The organism is uncultured Comamonas sp. (assembly GCF_964277875.1).
Lineage (GTDB): Bacteria > Pseudomonadota > Gammaproteobacteria > Burkholderiales > Burkholderiaceae_C > Comamonas > Comamonas sediminis.
In genome coordinates this window covers 48,559-74,803 of record NZ_CAXYJV010000047.1, presented here as the reverse complement: position 1 = coordinate 74,803, position 26,245 = coordinate 48,559, and the positions used below count along the sequence as shown (strand labels likewise).

General features: G+C 64.9%; 18 protein-coding genes. 4 read left to right on the top strand and 14 right to left on the bottom strand.

Annotated features, from left to right (window positions below; translation table 11 throughout):
* Nucleotides 1–58 precede the first annotated feature (58 nt).
* The 6 genes from ACHWUQ_RS19235 to kduD are packed head-to-tail and all read right to left on the bottom strand — an operon-like array spanning nt 59 to nt 4,911.
* Nucleotides 59–826, bottom strand: a complete 768-nt coding sequence (locus ACHWUQ_RS19235) for an enoyl-CoA hydratase/isomerase family protein (RefSeq protein ID WP_369458720.1) — start codon at nt 824–826, stop codon at nt 59–61.
* 38 nt (nt 827–864) lie between these two features.
* Nucleotides 865–1,647 carry a 3-oxoadipate enol-lactonase gene (pcaD, locus tag ACHWUQ_RS19230; RefSeq protein ID WP_394682104.1) on the bottom strand — a complete coding sequence of 261 codons (783 nt, stop codon included), beginning with the start codon at nt 1,645–1,647 and terminating at the stop codon, nt 865–867.
* Nucleotides 1,648–1,650: 3 nt separating this feature from the next.
* Nucleotides 1,651–2,268 carry a glutathione S-transferase family protein gene (locus ACHWUQ_RS19225; protein ID WP_394682103.1) on the bottom strand — a complete coding sequence of 206 codons (618 nt, stop codon included), beginning with the start codon at nt 2,266–2,268 and terminating at the stop codon, nt 1,651–1,653.
* A gap of 60 nt (nt 2,269–2,328) precedes the next feature.
* Nucleotides 2,329–3,081, bottom strand: coding sequence for an SDR family NAD(P)-dependent oxidoreductase (locus tag ACHWUQ_RS19220; RefSeq protein WP_394682102.1), 753 nt, complete (start codon nt 3,079–3,081; stop codon nt 2,329–2,331).
* Nucleotides 3,082–3,119: 38 nt separating this feature from the next.
* A complete protein-coding gene (locus ACHWUQ_RS19215; RefSeq protein WP_394682101.1) occupies nt 3,120–4,106 on the bottom strand; it encodes a Bug family tripartite tricarboxylate transporter substrate binding protein in 987 nt (328 codons plus the stop codon).
* A 28-nt stretch (nt 4,107–4,134) separates the two neighbouring features.
* On the bottom strand, nt 4,135–4,911 hold the full coding sequence (gene kduD, locus ACHWUQ_RS19210) for a 2-dehydro-3-deoxy-D-gluconate 5-dehydrogenase KduD (protein WP_394682100.1): 777 nt from the start codon (nt 4,909–4,911) through the stop codon (nt 4,135–4,137).
* 160 nt (nt 4,912–5,071) lie between these two features.
* On the opposite strand from kduD, the gene ACHWUQ_RS19205 reads away from it, so the two are divergent.
* Nucleotides 5,072–6,004: a LysR family transcriptional regulator gene (locus ACHWUQ_RS19205; protein WP_239811515.1), complete on the top strand. Its 933-nt coding sequence runs from the start codon at nt 5,072–5,074 to the stop codon at nt 6,002–6,004.
* A 151-nt stretch (nt 6,005–6,155) separates the two neighbouring features.
* Here the strand turns inward: ACHWUQ_RS19205 and ACHWUQ_RS19200 are convergent, their stop codons facing one another.
* The 3 genes from ACHWUQ_RS19200 to ACHWUQ_RS19190 all read right to left on the bottom strand — a co-directional run bounded on the left by ACHWUQ_RS19200 (nt 6,156) and on the right by ACHWUQ_RS19190 (nt 13,293).
* Nucleotides 6,156–8,828, bottom strand: a complete 2,673-nt coding sequence (locus tag ACHWUQ_RS19200) for a PepSY domain-containing protein (protein WP_394682099.1) — start codon at nt 8,826–8,828, stop codon at nt 6,156–6,158.
* Between the two features lie 42 nt (nt 8,829–8,870).
* On the bottom strand, nt 8,871–11,054 hold the full coding sequence (locus ACHWUQ_RS19195; RefSeq protein ID WP_394682098.1) for a TonB-dependent siderophore receptor: 2,184 nt from the start codon (nt 11,052–11,054) through the stop codon (nt 8,871–8,873).
* A 91-nt stretch (nt 11,055–11,145) separates the two neighbouring features.
* Nucleotides 11,146–13,293, bottom strand: a complete 2,148-nt coding sequence (locus ACHWUQ_RS19190) for a TonB-dependent receptor family protein (protein ID WP_394682097.1) — start codon at nt 13,291–13,293, stop codon at nt 11,146–11,148.
* Between the two features lie 683 nt (nt 13,294–13,976).
* Here ACHWUQ_RS19190 and ACHWUQ_RS19185 point away from each other — a divergent pair.
* Nucleotides 13,977–15,806, top strand: coding sequence for an AAA family ATPase (locus ACHWUQ_RS19185; RefSeq protein ID WP_394682096.1), 1,830 nt, complete (start codon nt 13,977–13,979; stop codon nt 15,804–15,806).
* Nucleotides 15,807–16,173: 367 nt separating this feature from the next.
* Here the strand turns inward: ACHWUQ_RS19185 and ACHWUQ_RS19180 are convergent, their stop codons facing one another.
* The 4 genes from ACHWUQ_RS19180 to cobW all read right to left on the bottom strand — a co-directional run bounded on the left by ACHWUQ_RS19180 (nt 16,174) and on the right by cobW (nt 22,803).
* A complete protein-coding gene (locus ACHWUQ_RS19180; protein ID WP_394682095.1) occupies nt 16,174–16,680 on the bottom strand; it encodes a VWA domain-containing protein in 507 nt (168 codons plus the stop codon).
* 131 nt (nt 16,681–16,811) lie between these two features.
* Nucleotides 16,812–17,912 carry an ATP-binding protein gene (locus ACHWUQ_RS19175; RefSeq protein WP_394682094.1) on the bottom strand — a complete coding sequence of 367 codons (1,101 nt, stop codon included), beginning with the start codon at nt 17,910–17,912 and terminating at the stop codon, nt 16,812–16,814.
* Nucleotides 17,909–21,727 carry a cobaltochelatase subunit CobN gene (gene cobN, locus ACHWUQ_RS19170; protein ID WP_394682093.1) on the bottom strand — a complete coding sequence of 1,273 codons (3,819 nt, stop codon included), beginning with the start codon at nt 21,725–21,727 and terminating at the stop codon, nt 17,909–17,911. Before cobN ends, ACHWUQ_RS19175 begins: the two co-directional genes overlap by 4 nt.
* Nucleotides 21,727–22,803 carry a cobalamin biosynthesis protein CobW gene (cobW, locus tag ACHWUQ_RS19165; RefSeq protein WP_394682092.1) on the bottom strand — a complete coding sequence of 359 codons (1,077 nt, stop codon included), beginning with the start codon at nt 22,801–22,803 and terminating at the stop codon, nt 21,727–21,729. Before cobW ends, cobN begins: the two co-directional genes overlap by 1 nt.
* A 593-nt stretch (nt 22,804–23,396) precedes the next feature.
* Here cobW and ACHWUQ_RS19160 point away from each other — a divergent pair.
* Both ACHWUQ_RS19160 and ACHWUQ_RS19155 read left to right on the top strand, forming a co-directional pair.
* A complete protein-coding gene (locus ACHWUQ_RS19160) occupies nt 23,397–23,915 on the top strand; it encodes an O-acetyl-ADP-ribose deacetylase (RefSeq protein ID WP_312409452.1) in 519 nt (172 codons plus the stop codon).
* Between the two features lie 35 nt (nt 23,916–23,950).
* Nucleotides 23,951–24,349 (top strand): hypothetical protein, encoded by a 399-nt coding sequence (locus ACHWUQ_RS19155; RefSeq protein WP_239811526.1) that lies wholly within the window; start codon nt 23,951–23,953, stop codon nt 24,347–24,349.
* Between the two features lie 28 nt (nt 24,350–24,377).
* Here ACHWUQ_RS19155 and ACHWUQ_RS19150 read toward each other — a convergent pair whose 3' ends face one another.
* Entirely contained in the window at nt 24,378–25,907 is a 1,530-nt protein-coding gene (locus tag ACHWUQ_RS19150) for an FAD-dependent monooxygenase (RefSeq protein WP_394682091.1), read from the bottom strand.
* Nucleotides 25,908–26,245: the final 338 nt, after the last annotated feature.

Here is a 26,245-nt window from a genome sequence, read left to right as displayed (position 1 = left end):
GGCCCGCGTGGGTGCCGGTTTCAACGCGCCGTTGTAGAAAGCACGCTGGGCCTGCAGGCTAGGCAGTTTTTTGCTGTGATGCGGCAAAGCCTTCCAGGGCCAGGCCGTAGGCCAACAGGTCGTGCATCTTTTTTTTCAGGCCATGCGTCAACAGCACGCGGGCATGCCGCCGCAGCAACGGGGTTTGCTGCATCAGCAAGCGCGCGTGCTCCCAGGCGCGCGGCAAGACCTGCTGCGGCGCGACGACCTCATTGACGAGGCCCCAGGCCAGCGCCTGCTCGGCGTTCAGCGTCTGCCCGGTGAGCAGAAAATAGCGCCCTCGGTTGGCACCCATCAGGTGCGGAAAGACGACATGCACGCCATCACCGGGCAGCAAGCCGGCGGTGAAGTGGGCCGAGTCCTGGAACGCAGCGGTGTCTGAGGCAATGGTGATGTCGCTCAGCAGCGGGATTTCGGCATGGCGGTAGGCGGGGCCGTTGATGGCACTGATGACGGGCACCTCGATGTTGAGCAGGTTCATCTGCAGGTGCTTGCCTTCCCAACCAATCGGGTACCACTGCGCAGGGGTGACTGGTTTGCGCTTGTGGTTGTGGCCTTCGGCGCCGACGCGCGGGCCGCTGAACGTATCACCGGTGCCGGTGAGGATGATGACCTCGTTGTCCGGGTCGCGCCCTACATCCAGAAAGGCCTGCTCCAGTTGCGCATGGGGCTCCAGGCTCCAGTGCAGCGGGCCCTCATCGGTGTGGAAGCGCATCTCGAGGATGCCATCTTCGCGGCGCATCTTGATCATCGAATACTGATCCGCATAGGACGCAAATTTGCTCATGGTGGTGGGCCTTTCCTGGTGGGGGATAGCAGTGCCTGTCAACCCAGAAACCGTTGCACCGCCTGCGAGAACGCGTCAGCGGCTTCGACGTTGGAGATATGCGCGGCATCCAGCGCCAGCACTGCGCCGCTTTGCACCTGGTTTGCGAGGAACTGGCCGTGCTCTGGTGGGGCAGCTTGGTCTTTGTTGCCCACGATGACCAGCACGGGATGGGCAATGTTGGGCAGGCTGGCGCGAAAATCCATGTCGCGAATAGCGGCGCAGCAGGCGGTGTAGCCCGCAAGAGAAGTGGCGAGCATGTCGGCCTTGAAACGTGCGACGGTATCGGGATGCAAGAGGGTGAATTCGGGCGAGAAGAACCGTGCCATCACGCCATCGGCAATGTTGGCAATGCCGCCCTCGCTGCGCAGGATGGTGATGCGCGCTTGCCAAAACTGCGGCGAGGCGGTATGGGCATTGGTGTTGGCCAGCACCAGCTTGTCAAAGCGATCGGCAGCGTGGATGGCCAGGTGTATGCCGACCATGCCGCCCATTGACAGCCCGCAAAAATGCGCCTTGGCAATACCGAGATGGTCCATCAGCGCGATGACGTCCTGGCCCAGTTGCGCCATCGTGTAAGGCCCCGGCTCGCCCGACGAGGCGCCGTGGCCCCGGGTGTCATAGCGCAGCACACGGTAGTGGGCGAAGAGCGGGCGCTGCGGCTCCCACATGGCCATGCTGGTGCCCAGCGAGTTGGAGAGCACGAGTACCGGCTTGTCTGCGCCGGCCGTCTCGTCAAACGCGTAATGGATGTGGCTGTGGTTCAGGTGGGCAGTGGGCATGCTTCAGACTCGGGGCAAGGTGTTGGAGAACGAGGGGCGCCGCAGCAGCCGCTGGTGCAGCGATGCCAGGTTGGGCAGCTGGCTGGGCCAGTCCAGCTCAGGGAAACGGAACAGCAGCCAGCCCAGCGTGGAGCCCACGGCAATATCAGCCAGGGTGAAGACATCGCCCATGCAAAAGCGCTGCTCGCCCAGCTGCTCGGACATGGTGGCCAGCGCGTGGGATATCTTGGTGTTTTGCCGCTGGGTCCAGCTGGCGTCGCGCAAATGCGATTCACGGACATGGGCCTCCCAGCGCACGAGGATGCCGGCATCGAGCACGCCATTGGCCAGCGCCTCCCAGCAGCGAACGTCGGCGCGCAGGCGCGGATGCGCGGGAATCAGGGGGCACCGGTCGGAGAGGGCGTCGAGGTACTCGGCGATCACCGCAGAGTCGTAGAGCGGAGTGCCGTCTTCAAGCACCAGGCAGGGGATCTTGCCCAAGGGGTTGAACTGGAAGATGGGGGAATCCTCCGCCATGACGTCGCCGATCGTGAATTCGAAGGGGATGTTTTTTTCAGCGAGTACCACCCGGACCTTGCGGGTGTAGGGGCTGGCATGGGAGCCAATGAGTTGGAGTGGCATGGAATAAAGCAGAGTAGGGAGCAACTGGACCAAGGGGCAGGCGGCGGCGCGGCTGGCGATTCAGCCGATGTACATGCCGCCATTGACGTTGATGGTTTCGCCCGTCACATAGCTGGCCATGCCGGAGCAGAGGAAGGCGATGACCGAGGCGGCTTCTTCAGGCTCACCAAAGCGTTGCAGCGGGATGGCGTCTTTGACGGCACTGCCCCGGTGCGCCACCATGGCGCTGGCCATGGCGGTGTTGATCAAGCCGGGAGAGATGACGTTGACGCGGGTGGCAGGGGCCAGCTCCAACGCCAGGCTTTTGGCCAGGCCGATGACACCGCTTTTGGCGGCGGCATAACCGGCATGCATGGCGCTGCCACGGCTGGCGGCAACGGATGCCACCAAAACGATGGCGCTGTGGGGCCGCAGGTGCGGGATGGCGGCCTGGCACAGATGAAAGCAGCCATCGAGGTTGACGCTCAGCATGCGCTGCCATTGCTCCGTGCTTAAGTCGGCCACCAGGCCTTCGCGGTAGATATAGATGCCGGCGCAGTGGATGACACTGTCGATACCGGCGAAGCGGGCAGCCGCCTGGGCCAGCACAGAGGCGCATGCTTTGGCGTTGCAGACATCCAGCGGCAAGGCCAGGATGCGGTCGGGGGATGCGCCTTGCTCTGCCAAGGCCTGCAGCGTGGGCTTGAGCATCTCTGCGCTCAGGTCCGTCAGCACCAGCTGGGCGCCCGCCCGGTGCAGGAGCTGGGCAGTGGCTGCGCCAATGCCCCCGCCCGCGCCGGTAATCAGAACGGTTTTTCCATGGAAATCGATCATGCTGCTCCTGGTTGTTGTGGGGTAAACGGTGGGTAGGCTCAGTTCAGCTTCACGCCCGAGAGCCTCACCTTGTTTTGCACGACAGCGCGCTCCTGCTGCAGGTAGTGCTTGAACTGGGCTGGCGTTTCGCTGACCGCATGGAGCGCGTACGGGGCCATGTGCTGTTGCTGGAAATCGCCTCTGGCGGTGATGGCCTGGATGTCCCGGCTGATCTTGTCTCTGAGCTGCGCGGGCAACTTGCCCGGCGCCAGGATGGCCATGTAGAAACTGGCTTCGAAATCGGCAAAGCCTGAGTCCTTGAAGGTCGGAACGTGGGGCAAGGATTGGGCGCGGTTCGGCCCGGACACTGCGAGTGCGACCAGCTTGCCGCTGTCGACATAGGGGGCGAGGACCGACACGGCGCCGAATGCCGCTTGCACCTGGTTGCCCAGCAGCGCGGTGATGACCGGCGCCAGGCCTTGGTACGGGGCGTTGAGAACCTGGATGCCTGCTTGCTGCGCCCACCATTCCATCGATAGGTGGGTGATGTTGCCCAGCCCGGTTGAACCATAGGCGATTTCGCCACGATGGGCTTTGGCGTGTGCAATGAACGCATGCAGGCTCCGCACGCCTAGCGAGGGCGGCACCACCAGCACCATGTGTGAGACGGCCACGCGGCCGATGGGCGTGAAGCCGTTGACGGGGTCATAGGGCAGCTGGGTGTAGAGCTGTGGGTTGAGCGACAGCGTGGAGTCGCTGGCGAGCATCAGGGTGTGGCCATCGCCGGGTGCATGGGCCACGAGGTTGGCCGCAATGATCTCGTTGCCGCCGGGGCGGTTGTCCACCACCACCTGCTGTTTCCAGGTAGCCGCCAGCTCGGTCGCCAGTGCGCGTGCCATCGCGTCCATCGGCCCGCCTGCAGGTACTGGCACGACGATGCGCACCGGGCGCGCCGGGAAATCACTGGCCAGCGCCGGCAGGCAGGTGTTGGCCATGATGCAGGCGAGGATGAAGGGTGCGAGGCGGAGCGGCTTTGGTATGGGCATGCTGGGCTTTGGCTGTGCACAGCGTGGATTAGCGGGACAGCCAGCCGCCATCGACGGCAATGGTGTAGCCCTGTACATAGTCGGCCGCGCTGGAGGCGAGGAACACAGCCGGCCCGGCCATGTCGTGCGGAGTGCCCCAGCGGCCGGCGGGAATGCGCTCGACGATGGCCTGGTTGCGCGCCGTATCGCTGCGCAGGTCGGCACTCATCGGGGTGGCCATGTAGCCGGGCGCCAGCGCGTTGACATTGATGTTCATGCCTGCCCATTCGTTGGCCAGCAAACGCGTCAGGCCCATTACCGCGCTTTTGGAGGCGGTATAGGACGGCACTTTGATGCCGCCCTGGAACGACAGCATGGAGGCGATGTTGATGATCTTGCCGCCGGTCTTTTGCGCGATGAATTGCTTGGCAGCGGCCTGGCAAAAGAAGAACACCGTGCGGATGTTGAGATCCATCACCTCGTCCCAGTCGGCTTGCGAGAAGCTGAGCGCATCGCCGCGCCGGATGGCGCCGGCGTTGTTGACCAGCACATCGATGTGGCCGAAGGCCTGAACCGCCTGTGCGATGACGGCGTCGATCTCGGGCAGTTGGGAGATATCGTTGCTCAGCCCCAGAAACCGTCTGCCTTCGGATTCGACCAGGTGCTGCGTCTCGGTGATGTCTTTCAGATCGACACCCACCACGTCGCAACCGGCATGGGCAAGCCCCTGGGCAATGCCCTGGCCCAGGCCACCGCCGCAACCGGTGACGATGGCGACTTTGCCCTGGAGGCTAAAAGCGGATGCGGGCGATGCGGCTGTGTTCATGGAGTCCCCTGCTTGGTAGAGATATCTGCATCTGGCGTCAGATGGATAGACGCAGTCTTAACCAACCGCGCAGAGCGAGCAACGCAATGAAACGTCAATCAGATTTGCACAATTTGCACACCTGAGACTGCTTGAATCCACCTACTAAGGAGGGAGGCAGATGGACACGGAGGGACTCAAACTTTTTCTTACGGTTTTGGAGCAGGGCAGCCTGACGCGGGCTGCTGCGGTGATGGACACCAGTGCCTCGCTGCTGAGCAGAAGAATTGCGCAGCTCGAGCGTGAATGCGCGGGGAGCTTGTTCCACCGCACGGGCCGTGGCGTCGTGCCCAGTGAGCTGGGGCGGCGCCTGGTGCCCCGCGCGCAGCGCATACTGGCCGAAGCCGAAGGCATGCGGGCGGAGGCGCAGTCGATGGCGGGTATCCCCTCGGGCGAGGTCCGCTTGGGCCTGCTGCCCACGGTGGCCATGGTCATTGCCAACCAGCTGTTCCACGAGGTCAAGTCCCGCTTTCCGCAGGTCAAGCTGGCGTTGTATGAGGGCTATACCGGGCAACTGGAGGAGTGGCTGGACCAAGGCAAGATCGACGTGGCCGTGGTGTTTCACTATGGCAAGGGCATCCCCCAGAACCAGGACCTGCTCGCGCCGGTGGATGCCTGTTTGATTGCCTGCCACGGCGACCCGCTCACCAGCAGCGCGCAGCTGCCATTTGACAGCCTCGACGGCCTGCCGCTGGTGCTCCCTTCGGCACCGAGTGCGCTGCGCGTCGCATTGGAAGCCCTGGCCCACCGCAGGCGCATACGGCTCAACCCTGTCATCGAGGCCAACTCGATACAGGTGCAGCTCCAGCTGGTGGCCAGCGGAGGCTGCTACACGATCATTCCGTTTCATGCGGTTGTGCCGCAGCTGCAAAACGGGCAGCTGCAGGCCAGTGTGATCACCCAGCCTTCCATTGAGCGTTGGCTGACGTTGCAGCTGACGACGCAGCGGCCGTCCACCTTGGCGACCAGAGAAGTGGCGCGCGCGCTACGCGGCATTGTGGAAGACCTGGCAGAGCAAGGCGCCTGGGGGACGACGGGCCGGGAAAACACCTGAAAACGGATGTGTGTCTTGCGGCGCTGTTGAACTGCGCACCGGGGTGGGCGCTGCACCATGCACGCACCTGTACGCATAAAGCACAAAGGCGTGGACCTGAGGGCCCACGCCTTTTTATCTACGCTGCAGTCCGTCTGCTGCCGTATCCGGCTCAGTACACATCCCGCCGGTACCGCCCCTCGTCGATCAAGGCATTCAGCCCGTCCTCACCGAGCAGCTCGGTCAGTGCCTGGTCCACGCCGGTGGCCATGCCGTCATAGCTGCCGCAGACGTAGATGACGGCGCCCCGGGCCAGCCAGTCTTTGAGGGGCTCGGCGGCGGCGCGCAGGGCATCTTGCACATAACGGTGCGGGCCTTGGCCGGGGGCCTGGTGGCTGGCATCACGGGCGTCGCGCGAGTAGGCATAGTCGGCACGCGCGATCTGGCCATGGGCCTGCCAGACGCAGACCTCGTCTTCGGCATAGGAGTCGTGCGCGCGGCGGCGTTCGCCAAAGACCAGCCAGTTGTCGAACTGGCCCTGGGCGATGCGGTGGCGCAGGTGGCCGCGCAGGCCGGCGTAACCCGAGCCATTGCCCATGAAGATCGCAGGCCGCGCATCGCCAGCCAGCGGCGCAAAACCCGGGTTGTCGACCAGGCGCAGTGCGATGCTGCTGCCCAGCGGCGCATGCGCGGTGAGCCAGCCCGAGGCCAGGCCCAACTGCGGGGCGGCGCCTGGCTGCGCGCGCAGGGTTTGGCGCACATAGAGGCGAATGCGGCCATCGGCGGGCAAGGAGGCCAGCGAGTAGCTGCGCGGCGCCAGCGGGTGCAGCTGGTCGGCGACGGCCTGGGCAGATGCTGCAGGGGCCGCGAGCGTGGGCAGCTCGGAGGTGCTGAGCGCATCGCGCAAACTGCTGGCGCTGCCGCGCCACTGCACGGCGGCGCTGCCGTCGAGCTGGTGGGCCTGCAGCCAGGCATCGACCTGGGCGGGCGCGTGCGCAGCCTTGACCTCGACCAGCGCACCGGCCTGCCACTGCCAGGATTGCCCGGGCGGCAAGGCCAGTTCCACCTGGTAGAGCGGCTGGCCGCTGCTGCCGGGGTTGAGGTGGTGGCGGCTGATCAGCTGGGCGGGCAGGAAGAGGGCATCGGGCGCATCGGAATCGGCGACGCTGGCTGCGGCATGGTCTGCCGCAGTCGCGGGCGCGGCGTTCACACCCCAATGCGCAGCCAGGGCCTGCAGCCAGGCCTGCCAGGCGGCGTCGTCTTCGGCGTCCATCGTGATCGGGGCGAACACGGGCTGGGCGCCCAGGCGTTCGAGCTGCGCAGCCAGTGCCAGGCCAAAGCCGCAGAACTGGCTGTACTGGCGGTCGCCCAGGGCCAGCATGCCAAAGCGCTGGTGGGCCAGGGGCTTGCCTTCGGTCTGTTGCAGCAGGCGGGCCAAGCGGCGGGCGCTGTCGGGCGGTTGGCCTTCGCCAAAGGTGCTGGCCACCCACAGCAGCTGGCGCTGCGGCTGCAGCTGGGCCATGTCCAGGCTGGCGGCAGGCAGCAGTTGCGCGGCAAGCCCTGCGCTGCGCAGGCGCGCGACGGTGCGCACCGCCAGCTGCTGGGCATGGCCTGCCTGGCTGGCGTAGACCACGGCAATGCTGGCACCTGTGTTGGCACCGGTGGCGGGGCCCGGCTGCGGGCCATCGCCCGCCAGCAGCGCGCGCTGGGCCTGGCCGGCGGCGCGCGAGCTGCGGCGCCGCTGCAGGTAGAGCAGCCAGCCGGTGATGGCGAACAGCGGCATCATCAGCGCTGCAACGGTGACGATGATGCGGCCGGTGATCCCAAAATAGGTGCCGGTGTGCAGCGGGAAGATCGCCGCCAGCGCACGGCGGCCTGCGGGCAGGTCGGCAAAGCGGTCATCGCGCAGCACCGCGCCATCGAGGTTCAGGCTGAGCTGGTTGCGGGCGCGGTCATGCGGGGCGTTGGCCGCCCACCAGCTGAACTGCAGCGGCTGGTCGGCCCGCTGGGGCAGGCGCATCTGCACGAACTGCCAGCCACTGGCCAGCTGCGCAAAGCCTTGCCAGGCGGGCGCCAGGGTGGCTGGCGCCAGCTCCAGCGGTGGCGCCTTGCGGGCGGCCTCTTGCGCGGCCGATTGCTCGGCGCGGGCGGCCGCGCGGGACGGTGCGCCCATCCAGCGGTCCACTGGCGTGCGCACTGCATCAAAGGCCCAGTACATGCCGGTGAGGGTCAGCATCACATAGACGACCAGCACCCAGGTGCCGGCCACCGAGTGCAGGCCCCAGAGAAACGGCCGGCCCTTGCGCCGCACGTTGAAGGTGAGCCAGCTGCGCCAGGACAGTGGCTTGGCCGGCCAGCGCAGGTACAGGCCTGACAGCGACAGCAGCAGCAGGCACAGCGAGAGGCTGCCGGTGATCGGCTTGCCATCGTCGCGCGGCAGCAGCAGCCAGCGGTGCAGGCGTTCGTTCCATTCAAAGAATTCGCGGCCGCGCTGTGCCGGCAGTAGCGCGCCGGTGTAGGGGTTGAGGTAGACGCTCTGCCCCCGGCGCTCGCCTTTTTCTGGCACAAAGGCCAGTTGGGCGCTGCGCCCGGGCTCGGCATACAGGGTGATGCGGTCGATGCGGCGCTGCTCGCCTGCGGCCTGCAGCGCTGCCACCAGCTGGGGCGGCGTCAGTGCCGGGCCGGGCTGCAGCGGCACGCTGGCGGTGCCGGGGTTGGCCCAGTCCAGCACCTCCTCCTGGAAGGAATAGGTCGCGCCGGTGAGGCCAATGACGATCAGCACCGTGCCTGCGGTGATGCCGATCAGCCAGTGGATCTGGAACCAGATATTTTTAAAACTCCACATGCCTGTCTTTGTTATCAATAGCTGCTGATTGTCGGCGATGGATCAGAAATCGACGACCGCGCGCAGCAGGGCCTGGCGGCGCTCGCCGAGTGACACATAGATGGGGCTGCCCGAGGAGCTGACATAGTTCTTGTCGAACAGGTTCTTGATGTTGAGCTGCAGCTTGACGATGCGGCCGCTCCAGGGGCGCTCCCAGCTCACAAAGCTGTCGGCCACCGTGTAGCCGGCGTTGTTGAAGCTGTTGGCCGCATCGCCCGCGCGGCGGCCCACATGGCGCAGGCCGGCGCCGGCACGCCAGCGGCCACTGCTGCTGGCGGCAAAATCATAGGCGGCAAAGAGCGAGGCAGTGTGGCGGGCCACATTGGCCAGGCGGTTGTCCTGGTATTGCGGGTCGTCGGTGACGGCGGCATCGGTATAGGCATAGGTGCCGATCAACTGCCACTGCTTGCCCAGGCGGCCGGCGGCATCGAGCTCCAGGCCGCGTGAGCGGGCACCGCCGACGGCGCGGGCATAGCTTTGGCCGTCGATGGTCTCGCTGATCACCACGTTGCGCTTGCGGATGTCGTAGAGCGCCGCAGTGGCGGTGATGCCGGCAGGCGACTCCCACTTGGTGCCCAGCTCCCAGGCCTTGGCGGTCTCGGGCGGCAAGGTGCCAATGACATTGCCAATGCTGCTTTGCGGCTTGAAGGATTCGCTGTAGCTGCCGTAGATGGACCATTCGCTACTGGGCTGCCAGACCAGGCCGGCGCGCGGCACAAACTTGCTGCCATCCGATTCGCTGCCCACCACAAAGGGCCGGCCCTTGCCGGCTATCTGGTCATAGTGCTGCCAGCGCCCGGCCAGCTGCAGCAGCCACTGCGGCGACAGGCGGATCGAATCCTGCGCGAACAGCGCCTGCTGGCGGATCTTGTCGCTCTGGGCGCTTTGCGCTTCGTCGATCGAGGTGGCGTTGGGCAGGTTGCCGTAGACCGGATCGTAGACATTGAAGCCGCCGCTGTTGCTGCCCCGGATGATGTCGCGGCGGAAGATATTGCTGTCTTCGGCGTCCAGGCCAGCGAGGATCTCGTGCGCCATGCCGCCCGCCTGCAGTTGGCCTTCGAGGTTGATCTGGCCCACATGCTGCTGGCTGAGTGCGCCGCGCGTGCCATCGGGCCGGCGCGTGAGGATGCCGGTCGTGGGGTTGAGCGATACCGGCCGGGCCTGGTAGTCGTCATAGCCGTTGCGGTTGTAGCTGTAGGCGGCATTGAGCTTCCACTGCGTGTTCAGGCGGTGCTGGGCCTGCACGGTGAAGAAGTCCGAATCGCCCAGGGTGCGGTTGTAGGCCTCGTCAAAGCGCTCGCGGCGGCCGGTGGCCACCGGGCGGCCGGTGCGGCTGTCGATCACGGTGCCCCGGTCAAAGGGCTGCTCGTAGTCGGTGTGCTCGTAGGACATGCGCACATAGGTGTCGCGCCCATACCAGGCCAGCGACGGGGCGATGACCGTCTGGCGGTTCTTGCCGAAGTTGCGCCAGTAGTCGACATCGCTGGTATCAGCGATGAAGCGGTAGGCCAGGCCTTGCTCGCCGAGGGGGCCGGTCAGATCGACCGAGGCACCGCCGCCGCCGTAGCTCGACAGCGAGGCGCCCACCTGGCCGGCAAAGCTGAGCTGGGGCTTTTTGGTGACCATGTTGATCACGCCGCCCGGGTCCATGGTGCCGTAGAGCACCGAGCTGGGGCCCTTGAGCACCTCGACCCGCTCGGTCGTGAAGGTGAGGTTGCGGGCCAGCACGGTGCGGATGCCATCGCGCAGGATGGAGCCATCGCGGTTGAAGCCAAAGCCGCGCTTGATCACCGCATCCTGCGTGCCGCCCAGGGTGTTGGCCTGGGTGATGCCGCTGACGTTGTAGAGCGCCTCGTCGATGGAGCGCACCTGCTGGTCCTGCAGCACCTGGGCGGGCACCACGGCAATGGCCTGGGGCACATCGCGCAGCGCGGCATCGCTGCGGGTGGCGGTGGCGCGCTTGGGCTGGTAGCCCACTTCCTGCGCCTTTTCTTGCACGATGACCTGGGGCAGCACGGCTTCGGCGGCCGGGGCGGGGGCGGCGGCATCGGGCGCGGCGGCGCCCGGCGCGGTTTGGGCGGCTGCAGGCCAGGCGGCGATGGCCAGCGGGATCGCCAGCGGGATGGCGCTGAGGCAGCTCAGCGGGTGGGTGGAAACGGAGCGGGCGGAGGTGCGAGAGAGGGACATCAGAGGGTCACAAAACAGGCGGGGCCATCGGCAAAAAGACCCGCATCGGGCGAGTGCGGGTCTTGTCATGCCAAGGCCGGTAATGGGTGGATCAGAACGCGTAGCGGCCCTGGACGTAGAAGGTGCGCGGCGCGCCGACCATGCGGCCGGGGTTGCCGTCGACATTGCGGGTGTAGTAGCGGTGGTCGGCGATGTTGTTCACGCCGACCATGATTTCGCTGCCCTTGTACTGCGGCACCTTCCAGCTGACCTGGGCGTTCCACAGGCGGAAGCCGGGGATGCGGCCCACATTGGCATTGGCCGATTCGGCCTCGGTGTTGGCCAGGTCCGCGTACTGCTTGCTCTGGTGCGTGGTCGACAGGTTGAAGCCCCAGGCATCGCGCTCATAGCGGGCGCCGACGGTGTCGGTATTGCGTGCGTAGAAAGGCACGTCCAGGCCAGCGGTGGTGCCGGATTGCTGGATCGCCTTGGTATAGGTGTAGTTGCCGTAGACGGTGGTGCCTGCCAGCGCGCCGGCCTTGTCAAAGCGGTATTCCAGTGCCAGCTCCAGCCCCTGGTGCTTGGTGGCGCCGATATTGGCAAAGGTGACGGGCACGACGCCCGGCGTCTGCAGGATCTGGTTGTCAAAGCGCAGGTCAAACACCGTGGCTTCGGCGCGCCACTGCTTGTCTTGCCAGCGGGCACCGATTTCCTTGGTCTTGGCCACTTCGGGGCGCAGCGGGTTGGCGGCGGTTTGCGAGTTCAGCTGGATGTTCTGCACCGGGCCGAACGAGGTGGTGTAGTTGGCAAACAGCGTGAGGGCCGGGTTGACCAGGTAGGACACGCTGACTGAGGGCAGCCACTTGTTGTTGCGCGTGTCAAAGCTTTGCGCGCCGCTGCGGTCATCGCGCTCGGATTGGATGTGCTCAAAGCGCACGCCCGGGGTGATGCGCCAGGCGCCGATCGCGATGCGGTCATCGATGTAGCCGGCATGGGCATCGGTGGCATTGTCGAACGAGGTAGTGGCACCCATCACGCCGGTGGCAAGGTTCAGCAGGCTGCTGTTGTCGTCACCGCGCTCGCGGATGAAGCGGTAGCCCACGGTCACATCATGCGTGCTGCTGCCCAGCGCAAAACGCTGGGTGTAGCGCGGCTCGATGCCCAGGGTCTGGTAGTTGCGCGGCTGGTAGTTGATCTGGGTCTGTGCGGCATTGATCAGGCGGCTGGAGCGCGAGCTGTCGTTGTAGTAGGCGCGGATCTCGAACTCCTGCGTGTCCGACAAGGTGTTGATATAGCCCAGGTCCAGGCCCTTCCGCTCGCCATCCCACATGTCGGTGGGGCGGGTGTTTTGGAAGGGGTTGGCGTTGTACTGGGCCACCGTCAGGCCGCCAGGCGTGTTGGAGCGCACATCGTAGTAAGACAGCTTGCCGTAGACCTCGGAGGTGCCCGACAGCGCATAGCGGAACTTGAGCGCCACATCGTTCAGGCGCTCATCGCTGTCCTTGCGCCATTCGGAGCCGGTCATGCCCGAGTACAGCAGCGCCCAGCCCAGGCCGTTGTCCAGCTGCGAGCCCAGGAAGGTGCTGTAGAGCGTGTTGTTCTCTCCCCCCTTGCCAAAGCCGTTGTAGCGCAGGGTCACATCGCCAGTGATGTCCTTGCTGGTGGGGATGGCGCGGGTGTTGAAGTTGATGATGCCGCCCACGTTTTGCGGGCCATAGCGCACGGCGCCGCCGCTGCGCACCACATCGATGGATTCGATATTGGCCAGGCTCACCGGCGCAAACGACAGCTGGGGTTGGCCGTAGGGCGCCACAGCCAGCGGCACGCCATCGAGCAGCACGGTAGAGCGGGGCGAGTAGCGGCCGGTCAAGCCACGCACGCCGATATTGAGCGACACCGCGCTGCCTGCGGTGCCGGAGTTGTCGCTGCTCTGCACGCCGGGGATGCGGCGCATCACATCGCCAATGCTGGCGGCGCCGCTGTTCTCGATCACATCCTTGTCGACGATGGTGCGTGCCCCCGCAAAGGTCTTGAGCTGGTTTTGCAGACCGCTGCCCAGCAGATCGCCGGAGACCTGGATGGTTTCCAAGGTGCTCTCTGCCACCGGCTCGTCATCGGCAGGCGCTGCAGCCGCAACATCTGCCGTTTGGGCCAGCACGCTGGCAGCGGGCGCCAGGCTGATCAGGACGGCTGCTGTTATCTGGCTCAGGGCTGGACGGGGGCCCGATGGCTTGCGCGAGGTGCTGGTGAATGCGGACATGGTGAAGGCAGCAAAAAACGAGGCGGGCACAGCACAACGGCGCCAGTCAGAGGCGCCGCAGCGAGGTTAGCCAGGGGATTGGTGTTAGGAATGAGAACGAATTGTATTTAAAAGCGGGGCTTGTCCTACACATTCAGTGCCGCTGGCGGCCTAAAAAGCGGCGATCCAGTGTGAATACCTACTTGTGGCCTGCGTATGTATGTTGCTTTGGGGCAACTAAGCGGGGCATCTCCCTACTCGTAGAAGGGTGCCGGGCAGGGCGGCAACGGGGCGCCATCCTTGCTTCGGCGCCATCCAGCTCTAGGATCTCATTGCTCTTGCAAATTCGTGTCCTAGTCGATCAAGGACATTTGCAGAATCAGTGATAACGGTTGATCCAGCCATTCTCACACTCTTGCAAACGTCCTACAGGCCAATCCAAGCGTGTGCTACGAACGGACTGGTCGATGGCAGCTTGCGTAAAGATCCTACCTGGCTGGCCGAGCTCGTTCCGATGGCGGCTCGCGACCCAATTCGGACGTAGCAGTGAACAAAAGCAGACGTTCAAGAATCAACGCGCCGATGCCACGGCTTGCTGTAGCCGTCGCGCCAAAAGCGGGAGGTTGCTTCTGATTTCTACCTATGCCATTATGCTATTTGTTAAAAAATGTGTCATTTTGGTTAGATGTTGATAAGGAGACCCCATGCGTTTGAAGTCGGCAAAGCTTACCCATTTTCGTGGTTATCGCGACACCACCGTTATTCCTATCGACGAGGCCATGACCGGAATCGTTGGTCGCAATGACTATGGAAAGTCAACCATCCTCGAAGCCCTCTCTATCTTTTTCGAAACCGAGGGAGTTAAAGCGGACAAGAACGACATTAATTGCTTTAGCCTGCTAGAAGGCGCAGAGCAATTCGAGATCGCCTGTGAATTTGACGAGCTGCCCGAAGCGATAGTGCTTGATGACAACGCGGAAACCTCCCTGTCTCAGGAATATCTGCTCAATGCAGAAGGTGCATTGGAGATTGTCAAGACCTTCAAGGCCACTAGCGGGAAACTGGAGCGCACCGCAATTCGTTGCCAGCATCCTTCCGATCAAGTGCTGAGTACGCTACTCAGCTTAAAGATGCCTGAACTGAAAAAGTTAGGTGAGCAAAGAGGGGTGGTTGATGCTGTTGCGGACAAAAGAGTTGCCTCGCTCTGGAGACAGGCTATTCGAAATTCCGCCGCACCGATGGCCGTCCAGGAGACTTTGCTGGATGTGGAAAAAGGGCTTTCGACAGATAGCAAGTCCATTTGGGGGAAGGTTCAGGAACTGCTACCTACCTTCGCTCTTTTCAAAGCAGATCGGGAAAGCAGTGATGGTGATACCGAAGCGAAGAACCCACTGCAGCAGGCGGTGAAGGAAGCTCAGACTGCGTTGCAAGCACAGATCAACGCTCTAGAGCAGCAGGTCGAAGCCAGTGTGCTGGATGTAGCCTCACGAACCCTCGAGAAGCTACGAGAAATGGCACCGGAACTGGCCAGTGAACTTACACCGCGTTTCAAGGAAAAGCCCAAATGGACCTTCAGTTTCACCCTCGATGGTGAGAATGGCATCCCGATCAATAAACGCGGCAGCGGCGTGCGTCGCTTGATTCTGCTGAACTTTTTCCGTGCCGAAGCGGAGAAGGCGGTAGTCGGTTCACAGCGCAATGTGATCTATGCTATCGAAGAGCCGGAAACCTCTCAGCACCCTAACTACCAGATGATGCTGATGCGGGCACTCCTGACGCTTGCCAACCAGCCCAATCGGCAAATCATAGTAACGACACATGTGCCTGCCCTGGCCGGCTTGATGCCGACAGAAGGTATTCGATATGTCAGCAAAGACCAACGCGGCATCCCAATCGTCAAGATGCCGCATGCCGACGTACTCAAGGAAGCTGCAGAGAGTCTTGGCGTACTTCCAGAAACTGGTATGGAGCGGGCAAAGGGAGTCGTGCTGGTTGAAGGCAAGTCCGATGTGACTTTCCTGCGCCATACAGCAAGAGCGCTGAAGGAAGCCGGCCATCTAGAGTCCAACTTCGAGGACGTAGGGATCGTCCCAATTCTGATTGGTGGTTGCGGCAGCGTGAAACATTGGGTGACACTAAACCTCGCCGAAGATCTCGGACTGCCATGGTGCGTGTTCCTCGACTCCGATATAGGTGGCGATCCGAGTCAAGTGAAGTCAATCAAGAAACGTCAGCAGGAGGTTGAATTAAAAGGGCGAGCCTTTTACTCGACTCGAAAACGGGAGATCGAAAACTACCTCTGTCCGGACCTAATTTTTGCTGAAGCTGGTCTGCATGTTGCATTCACCGACACATGTGATGCCAAGAAAATTATAGGCAACGCAGTTGGGATGAAGCCAGACGACGTTATCGACAAGTTCTGGCCGCGTATGACTGCCGAACAGATCATCCAGCGCTCGCTGTATGAGGAAGAAGGAAACGAGAGGTCTGAACTGAAGGAACTTGTTGCACAGCTAACGGTGCTTGCGAACTGAAGAAAGTAAAGGCCAATGCAAATGCTTTGGATTGCTGTCGGCCTTATTCAACGCTGGACAATTAATGATTCAGCGTCTGCTTTTAGCGAACTGGTTGACAGCCCGCTTCTGGCCGATAGCAGCCATCCCACCTTCAAATTGACCAAGCGCAGCAGCAACCTCGCTGCAACCTCACGGGCTGCGACAGGCTGAAAGTCGCCCCGGTACGCCCTCTGGGTGAGCCCAGAGCACTCCGAGTTCAAACTTCGGTGAGAGAAATTCAAAACGCACGGAGAACCTACAGCAGGGTGAGCGTCCGTTCTCCATTTGCATGCAGTAAGAGGATTTGTGCGGTCAATAAGATGCTGCAGTGGCGCAAGGCACTGGCTCAGGCCGGTATCCAATCCGCGTGCCAGCGCGCTGCCAGGCGTTGGCTCAGCTGCAAGGGCAGGCCGCCCTGGTCAAAGCCGACGACGGTGATCTGCTCGGCGCAGCTGGGGCGCTCGGGCACCTGGGCAAAGCGGCCATCGCTGAGCAGCCAGACGCAGGCATGCACGGGGCCTTGGCGGCGGGCGTGCTGCAGCAGGCGCTCCAGCAGGCTGATGGCACTGGCCAGCGGGCTGCCGCCGCCGCCCGCAATCGGGCGGATCCAGCCGTCGTTAAAGGCCTGCGCCTTGGCCCCTGCCTGGATCACATAGGCGCTGTCGCCGCTAAAGCCCAGCACGCAGAGCTGGTCGCGCTGGCGGTAGGCCTGCGCGGCAATGGCCTGCAGGTAGCCCTTGGCGCGGGCGAGCTGCTGACCGCGCAGCATGGAGGCGGAGGTGTCGAGCAGCACGCAGTGCAGCAGCTGCGCACCGGCGGGTTGCTTGCGGTAGCGCAGGTGCGGGCGCGCCAATGGCGCCTGGCCTTTGGCGGCCAGGCTGCGGGGCCAGTCAATGCGCTGGCTGGCCGTTGCCAGCAGGCGGCCGGCACGCTGCGTGCTCTGCGCGCGCCCCAGCTTGGCCTGTCCGGCCAGGCTGGGGCGCGTCAGGCTTTTTTTGCGGTAAAGGGCCGCAGGGCCTTGACGGGCTCGATACCGGTGTGGCGCGGCGCGGCCATGCCGCCCCAGCCATCGGGCTGGCTGTGGTGGGCGTTGTTACTGCTGCTGGCGGCGTCCGTATTGCTGGCTGGTGCCTGGTTGGGCTGTTGCCGTTGCGGCTGCGGCTGCTGTTGGGCTGGTTGACCGTTGGGGTCGTTGGCCTGGCCGGTGGGCGATGGCGGCTGCGCCGCATCGGCACTGCGGCGGTGGGCCAGTGCCAACTCGGCCACGGCCTGCACATCGGCCAGACTCACCTCGGCATGGCCCGCCAGCGCTGCCTGGGCGCAGGCTGCGCGCAGCATCACCAGGTCGGCACGCACGCCTTCGGCTCCGGATTGCTGGCACAGCTGTGCGACGGCATCAAACACGGCATCGGGCCAGACGACATGGGGCAACTGTGTGCGTGCGGCCGCAATCTGCGCGCGCAACTGGGCTTGTGCCTGCGCATGCTGGGCGCAGAACCGGGCCGGGTCTGCATCAAAGGCCATGCGGGTGCGCACAATGCGCTTGCGCGTGTCCACATCGGGCACATTGGGCAGGCGCACAAACAGGCCAAAGCGGTCCAGCAGCTGCGGGCGCAGCTGGCCTTCTTCGGGGTTCATCGTGCCGATCAGCGCAATGCGCGCGGCATGCTGGTGCGAGACGCCATCGCGCTCGATGCGGTTGGTGCCGCTGGCGCTGACATCGAGCAACAAGTCCACCAGGCCATCGGGCAGCAGGTTGACCTCGTCCACATACAAAATGCCCTGGTGCGCCTGGGCCAGCAGGCCGGGGCGGAACTGCACGGCTGAGGACTGCAGCGCAGCTTCCAGATCCAGCGCGCCTTGCAGTTGTTCTTCCGTGGTGCCCAGCGGCAGGTTCACAAAATGGCCGCTGGGCAGCAGCTCGGCCAGCGCGCGGGCGCTGGTGGATTTGGCGGTGCCGCGTGGGCCTTCGACCAGCACGCCGCCCAGTTGCGGATCGACCGCCAGCAGCAGCAGGGCCTGCTGCAGCGCGGCCTGGCCCTCAATGGCGCTGAACGGAAAATGGAGATCGGTGGGGGCGCTCATCGCATCTCCAGCAGGTGTTCGGTGTCGAGCAAATGGGTCTCCAGCAATTGGGGGTAGTCGCCGGGCTCTTGCCATAGGCCGCGCTGTATGGCTTCAAGCAGGCGTTCACACATGCCGTGGAAGGCCTGCGGATTGTGCTGCTGCATGAAGGCGCGCGTCGTGTCATCGGCGACAAAGGCATCGGTGACGCGGGCGTATTGGTCATCGCGCACCACACGGGCGGTGGCATCGAACGCGAAGAGGTAGTCCACCGTTGCGGCGATCTCGAACGCGCCCTTGTAGCCATGGCGCTGCACGCCCTCGATCCACTTGGGGTTGGTGGCACGCGAGCGCACCACGCGGCTGATCTCTTCTTGCAGGCTGCGCATGCGCGGCGATTCGGGGTTGCTGTGGTCGCCAAAGTACATGGCCGGTTGCTGGCCGCTGTAGTGGCGCACGGCAGCGGCCATGCCGCCCTGGAACTGGTAGTAGTCGCCGGAGTCGAGCACATCGTGCTCGCGGTTGTCCTGGTTGTGCAGCACCAGCTGCATCTCGGACAGGCGGCGCACAAAGGTCTCGGGCACCTGGCTGCCTTCGTCGTGCTGGCCGTAGGCATAGGCGCCCCAGTTGCGGTAGGCGGTGGCCAGGTCTTCATCGCTTTGCCATTGCCCGCTGTCGATCAGGCCCTGCAGGCCGGCGCCATAGCTGCCGGGCTTGGCGCCAAACACGCGCAGGCCCGCCTGGTGGCGCGCCTCTTTGGCATCCAGCCCCTGCTGCTGCAGCTGTGCGGCCTCGGCCAGCACGCGGGCGCGGATCGGGTTCTGCGTGGCGTCTTCATCCTCCAGCGCCGCCACTTTTTGCACGGCGGCGTCAAACAGGCGAATCACATTGCTGAACGCATCCCGGAAAAAGCCCGAGACGCGCAAGGTCACATCCACCCGGGGGCGGCCCAGCACATGCAGCGGCAGCACTTCAAAATCGCTGACCCGCCAGCTGCCATCGGCCCAGGTGGGGCGCACGCCCATCAGCGCAAAGGCCTGCGAGATATCGTCGCCACCAGTGCGCATGGTGGCCGTGCCCCACACCGACAGGCCGATGGTGACGGGGTATTCGCCATGCTCCTGGGTATAGCGCTCGACCAGCAATTGCGCAGATTTGAAGCCCATGCCCCAGCTGGTTTGCGTGGGGATGGCCCGGGTATCGACCGAGAAGAAATTGCGGCCGGTGGGCAGCACATCGGGCCGGCCGCGTGTGGGCGCGCCGCTGGGGCCGGCGGGCACAAAGCGCCCCGCCAGGCCGCGCAGCAGCTGCTGCAGCTCTTGCGGGCCGCAGGCGGCCAGGCGCGGGCGCAGATCCTGCTGCACCCGGCGCAGCACGGCCTGGGTGTGGCCGTCGGCCAGCTCGGCCAGTGCGGGCGGCAGGGCCGCGTCGGGGGCCAGGATCTGCAAGGCCAGCAGCTCCAGGCGCTCGCGTGTGTCGCCGTGGTGGCGCCAGGGCTGCTCATGCAGATCTTGAAGGTCTTGAAGCAGGGCAGGGCGCGGGCCGGTCCAGGCAGCGGCCCAGTCGGCATCGAGTGGGTCAAAGTCCAGGCCCAGGTCGCGGGCCAGTGCGCGCACCAGGCTTTGGTTCGCGCCCTTGCCACCGCCTACCGGGTGGCGGGCCAAGGCGAGCAGGGTGTCGGTCTCCAGCCGGCCAGCGGGCGAGACGCCGAAGATATGCAGACCGTCGCGGATCTGGCTTTCCTTGAGCTCGCAGAGGTAGGCATCGGTGCGGTTGAGCAGCTGCTGCTCTTCCTCTTCGCTGCCGGGGGCCTGCAGGCCCAGGTCCTGGTGCAGGTCATGCTGCACGATGTGGGCGAGGATCTGCTGGCGCAGGATTTGCGCGCGCTTGTGGTCGAGGGTGGCAGCCTCGTAGTACTCGTCCACCATGCGCTCCAGATCGCGCGTGGGCCCATAGCTCTCGGCACGGGTGAGCGGCGGCATCAGGTGGTCAATGATCACGGCCTGCGCACGGCGCTTGGCCTGCGTGCCTTCGCCGGGGTCGTTGACGATAAAGGGGTAGAGGTGGGGCAGGGGGCCCAGCACCAGATCGGGCCAGCAGTTGGCCGACAGTGCCACGCTCTTGCCGGGCAGCCATTCGAGGTTGCCGTGCTTGCCCACATGCACCATCGCATCAGCCTGCCACTGGCTGCGCAGCCAGTGGTAGAAGGCCAGGTAGTAGTGCGGTGGCACCAGGTCGGGGTCGTGGTAGGCGGCCAGCGCATCGAGCTGGTAGCCGCGCGCAGGCTGCACGCCGACAAAGATCTGGCCCAGGCGCAGGCCGGACACCATAAAGCGGCCTTCGCGCAGCATCGGGTCTTGCGCAGGCGCGCCCCAGCGCTCGGTGATGGCCTGCTGGTTGGCCGCTGGCAGGGTGCTGAAGTACTGCAGGTAGTCGTCCAGGCTCAGGCTTTGCCAGGCGGCGCGCGTGGCCCAGGAATCGGGCGCGTTGGTGATGCCTTGCTGCAGCAAGTCCATCAGCGCCTGGCTGTCGGCGGGCATGGCATCGACGGCATAGCCATCGGCCGCCAGCGCGCGCAGGATTTCGATCACGGAGGCGGGGGTATCCAGCCCCACGCCATTGCCGATACGGCCTTCGCTGCTGGGGTAGTTGGCCAGCACCAGGGCCAGGCGCTTGTCGGCATTGGGCTTGCGGCGCAGCTGGCACCAGCGCTGGGCCAGTTCCACCACAAAGCCCATGCGCTCGGGGTGGGCCTGGTACTGCACCACGTCCGATTGCGTCAGATCGCTGCGGTGCGACAGGCCCTTGAAGCTGATGGCCCGCGTGATGATGCGGCCATCGACCTCGGGCATTGCCACATGCATCGCAATGTCGCGCGGCTGCAGGCCATGGGTGCTGTCCAGCCAGGTCTGCTCGTTGCTGCCCGACAGGATCAGCTGCAGCACGGGGATATCGCCGGCCAGTGCATGGTCGCCCGGTGTATCGAGCGAGGCCTGCGAGAAGGCGGTGGTGTTGAGGATCAGCGCGACCTCTTCGCTGGCGCACAGCGCCTGCAAGGCCGCCAGGCAGCCGGCATCCTTGAGCGATTGCAGGGCCAGCGGCAGCGGGTTCATGCCTTGGGCGAGCAAGGCTTGGCACAGGTCGGCAAACACCTGGGTGTTGCCCGACTGCAGATGCGCCTTGTAGAACAGCACCATGACCATCGGCGCGCCGGGCTGCCACTGCAGCGGGCCTGGCTGCTGCCAGGTGGCGACCGTGGCCTCGTCGCTGCTGGGGTGGTACACAGCCACCGCTGGCAAGGGGCGCGGGGGCAGCGCCGCATGCGGGCCGCCCAGCAGGCCGTGCCAGACAAAACGGAACAGCTCACGCGCATTGGCCAGGCCGCCTTCGCGCAGGTAGCGCCACAAGGTGCGGCAGTCTTGCTGCGGCACCGTGCTTTTTTGCAGCAGGTTCAGGTCCTCGCTGCTGTCGCCCGAGAACATGGCCAGCGCAATCTTGTGGGCGCGGCACAGCGACATGACCCGCTCGGTGCCATAGGGCCAGTAACTCTCGCCGCCGAGGTGGTCGATGATGATGACTTTGGCATGCTGCAGCACCTCATCGGCATACAGATCGACCGATGCGGGCTGGCGCAGGTACATCAGATTGGCCAGCCGCACGCTGGGCAGTTGCTCGCCATCCATGCCGGCCCGCAGCTGCGCGTACGCTTGCGCGAGCAGGGCCAGGGTGGTGTCTGCGGCGCTCAGGACCACGATGTCGGCCGGGCTCTGTCCCAGGCTGGAGACAAAGGCCTCGTCGTCGACAAAACCACCGGGCTGGACCGCGAGCAAATGCATCAGCGCGCTCCGACCGGGCTGGCGGCGAGCTGGGCGCGGATCGCGGCCTCGTCCAGGTTATGGCCGATGAAGACCAGGTGGCTGCCACGCTTTTCATCGGCGCGCCAGGGGCGGTCAAAGTAGCTGTCAAAGCGCTTGCCCACGCCATGCACCACCAGGCGCATCGGCTTGCCGGGCAGGGCCACAAAACCCTTGATGCGGTAGACGGTCTGCCCGGCAACCACCTCGGCCAGCTGGGCCAGCAGTGCTTCGCGGTCCACCTCGCCCAGCTGCACGACGACGGAGTCGAAATCGTCATGGTCGTGCTCGTCATGCACATGGCCGGCTTCGTGCTCATGGTGGCCCTTGCGCGATTCGATGCTTTCCTCGGACGCGCTGGACAGGCCCAGCACCACATCCAGGTCAATGCGGCCATGGTCGGCGGCAACGATCTTGACGGCAGGCGGAATGTCTTCGCGCACCAGCGCCTCGACGGCCGCGCGGTCAGCGGCGCTGGCCTGGTCGAGCTTGCTCAGCACCACCAGGTCGGCGGAGATGAGCTGGTCTTCGAACAGCTCGTGCAGCGGCGATTCGTGGTCGAGGTTGGGGTCCTGCTTGCGCTGCAGATCGACCGCAGCGGGGTTGGCGGCAAACTGGCCGGCTGCGGCGGCGGGCACATCGACGACGGTGATCACCGCGTCGACGGTGCAGGCATTCTTGATCTCGGGCCAGTTGAAGGCCTGCACCAGCGGCTTGGGCAGTGCCAGGCCGCTGGTCTCGATGAGGATGTGGTCGATATCGCCACGGCGCTCGATGAGCTTGCGCATCACGGGGTAGAACTCTTCCTGCACGGTGCAGCACATGCAGCCATTGGCCAGTTCATAGAGCTGGCCGGCCTGCTCGGTGCCGTCGTCATCGCAGCCAATGCCGCAGCCGCGCAGAATCTCGCCATCGATGCCCAGCTCGCCGAACTCGTTGACGATCACCGCGATGCGGCGGCCATTGGCGTTGGACAGGATGTGGCGCAGCAAGGTGGTTTTGCCGCTGCCGAGAAAGCCGGTGACGATGGTGGCAGGGATCTTCTGGCTGGTGCGCATGGGGAGGTCTCCAAGGAAAGGGGGGCGGGCTGCCGGGCAAGCCTGGGGCGGGGCCGGTGGGCGTGGTGCGCGCGGCAGTCTGGAACAAAAAAGGGGCGCGTGGATGGCCTAGCGGCCGCAGCGCAGAGCCAGCGGCAGGGCCAGGCCGGTGCGCCAAAGCGCAGGAGGAAGGGGCAGCGCCAAGCGGCGGCTGGGGGCAGGTGTCTGCATCGGAACTCCAGGAAAAACGCGTCCTAGGCAAACCAGCGGGCGGATGCCGGCGGGAGCTGGTTCAGGGGGTGGCTTGGCACAAAGGTCTGACTTGGCAGCGCAGACCTGGGGCGAGCCCAGGGCCTGCGGCAGCGATACAGTGGCGCGACCGTGCCGGATTGTCACCGGCTTCTTTGCAACAAGTGCGGGCCATTCTACTGCGTATGGGGCGTGGATAGCGGCCGCCAGCATGGTGCCGGGCATGGCTTCTCGCTGATCCGGGACACGCGCTGGCACGAAGCGCCAGCCTGCCCCCGCCTATTGCTATAAAGGAGGCTTGTTCTGTTGCAGGGCCTTCTGTCCTTTGCCAGGCCGTTGATTTTCCCCCTTTGAACTGCACGCCCATGTCCACACGTCTGCACGCCGTCCAATCCGATATCACCCAGCTCCATGTGGGAGCGGTGGTGAACGCCGCCAACTCATCGCTGCTGGGCGGCGGCGGGGTGGATGGCGCCATCCACCGTGCAGCAGGCCCGGAGCTGGTGCACGAATGCCGGCTGCTGGGCGGCTGCAAAACGGGAGACGCCAAGCTGACCCAGGCCTACCGGCTGCATGCGGACTACATCATCCACACGGTGGGGCCCGTGTGGCGCGGCGGGGACCATGGCGAGCCGGAGCTGCTGGCCGCTTGCTACCGCCGTTGTATGGCACTGGCCGAAGAAAAGTCGGTGACTTCCATCGCTTTTCCAAGCATCAGCACGGGCATTTATGGCTATCCGTTGGCGTTGGCTGCCCAAGTGGCTGTACGCACGGTTCGGGAAAGCCTGTCGCCACAGACCTCCATCGCAGAGGTGGTCTTCTGCTGCTTCTCGCCAGCGGATCTGCTGCAGTATGAAGCGGTGTTGAATGCGCCCTCCGCCTGAGGCCCGGGCCAACCTGCTCTATTGGCTGGAACCCCATGACCCAAAACCGCTACCGCCTGCTCGTCATCGCCACCGTCCTCCTGTTGGTGCTGTCGATCCGCATGGATTTCCGCACCGAGCTGCTGTCCTCACAACACCCGCTGCGGGACCCGATGGCGCTGGAGGGGGAGATGGTGGTGCTGCTGTGCCTGATCATCGTGGGTTGGACCGCCGGCTTTTATGGTTGCATGCGCTTTCGCCCCTGGGCGCCTGCGCTCAACCTGGTCACGACCGCCTGCGGCTTGCTGTTCATCGTCGGCAACAACTGGCTGTCGGTGGAGTCGTCCTGGGCCCAGGTGCTGGACTTTCTGGCCAATGCCTTGGGTGGGTTGACCTTGATGCTGCCTTACTTTAACGACAAGGTCAGAAAGATGTTCTGGCCGGAGCCGGATTGAGGTCCGGCTCACAGCCAGTGCAGTAGCGCTATGGGGTAGTGCCAAACCAGCGCTGGATAGCTGCTGCGGCTGGTTCCGACTGCGCCACACCGTCAGCCACCCAGGCCACAATACCGTCCGGGCGGACCAGCAGCGATGTCAACCCCAGTTCATCAGCGGCAGGGCTGGCGATATAGCGGAGCCGGCCTTGCCATCCCATCGCCAGGCCACGCAAAGGTGCAGCGGTATCCAAGTCCAGCAGTAGCCCTTGACCAGTCTGCAGATGGCTCGCAAGGGTCGAGCCATCGGCCAGTGCAAAGTCTGGCGCGCTGCGGCCGACCAAGGGGTGGGGGTCGCCCAGGTTATAGCGCAGGGTGGCGCCCCAGACGCGGTCGGCGAAATAGGTGGCGCCATCGCGGGTGGCGATCAGGTCGCGCACGATATCGGCAAGGGCGCGTGTGGCGGGGCTGGGGCGCATCAGAGCGACCTGGGCGCGGGACCAGTCCAGCACCTGGGCGCCAACGGGGTGGCGCTCGGCGGTATAGCTGTCCAGCAAGCCTGCTGGCGCACCGCCACGGACGGTGGCGGCAAGCTTCCAGCCCAGGTTCATCGCATCGCCGATGCCGAGGTTGAGGCCCTGACCGCCCAACGGCGAGTGGATATGGGCGGCATCTCCCGCCAGCAGCACGCGGCCCTGGCGGTAGCGGGTGGCCTGGCGGGCACGGTCGGTCCAGGTGGATGCGAGTTGCAGCGATGGGACCCGGACATCCGTGCCGCTGATCCGGCGCAGCACCGTTTGCACATGCTCGGCGGTGATGGGGGTGCTGCCGTGGAACGCGCCGTCATCAAAATCGACCATCGCGATGGTGCCGGGCGGCTGGAAGGTGTACATGCCCGTATCCGTGTAATGGCGGCCGGGCCTGAGGCCGGTGGTGTTGTCCAGCGTAGCTTCTACCGAGTAACCGGTGAACTCGGGCCCGGTGCCGGCAAAGTCAAAACCGGCGGCTTTGCGGACCAGGCTGCGGCCACCATCGCAGCCGACCAGCCAGTGGCCTTGCAGCTGCGCACCACCGGCTTGCACCTGCACGCCGTCGGGCCACTGCGCCATATCGGTCACGCGCACCCCTCGGCGCACTTCGACGCCCAGTTCTGCCGCACGCTGCGCCAGCACCGATTCGAGGCGCTCCATCGTCGTGGGCATGCTTTCGCTGGCGCGGCTGGGCAGGCGGTAGGGCCAGGCGGCGGTGTCGATCTGGTCCTGGAAGAACTGCATGCCCGCAAAGTGCCCGCCGGGCCGGCGCGCATGCTGCATCCAGTGGGGGCGCGATGCAGCAAGGGCGCTGTCGCTGTGCACGGGCGCGGTAACGGCATCCAGCAAGCCCCGGCGCTGCAGCGCCTCCAGCGAGGGGATATTGAGGCCGCGAATGCCAAAGGGTGCCTGCTTGAGGGCGGCGTGCGGATCGGGAGCCTGCTCCAGCACCAGCACGGAGCAATGGGCGAGCCGCAGCTCGCAGCTGAGCAGCAGACCCACGGGGCCTGCGCCAACAATGATGACGTCGTAATGGGGGATCGTAGGCATGGACATGTCCTCGCTCGGTTGACCGTTCGGCCGGAGTGATTCTTTGTCTTGAGAACCCCTGGGACGAACCGATGGCCGCATGGAGATGCGGTGCAAGTTCGTCGCGGGGACCCATGCGCGGGCAGAGTCAGCGCTTCCGTGCGGAAGGACTTGGGCTTACCAAACCAAGTCTGCCTTTTTCGACGGGCGGATTATAGCGTTGGCAGTGCAGAGGCGATTTACCGAGGGCGCTGGCCCAGCTGATGGATCCGTTGAACGGCGAGCCGGTGGCTGTCAAACAGCCTGGAGATATCGCTGGCATCGGCGGGGCGTAGCTTCATGGGATGTCAATAGATAGG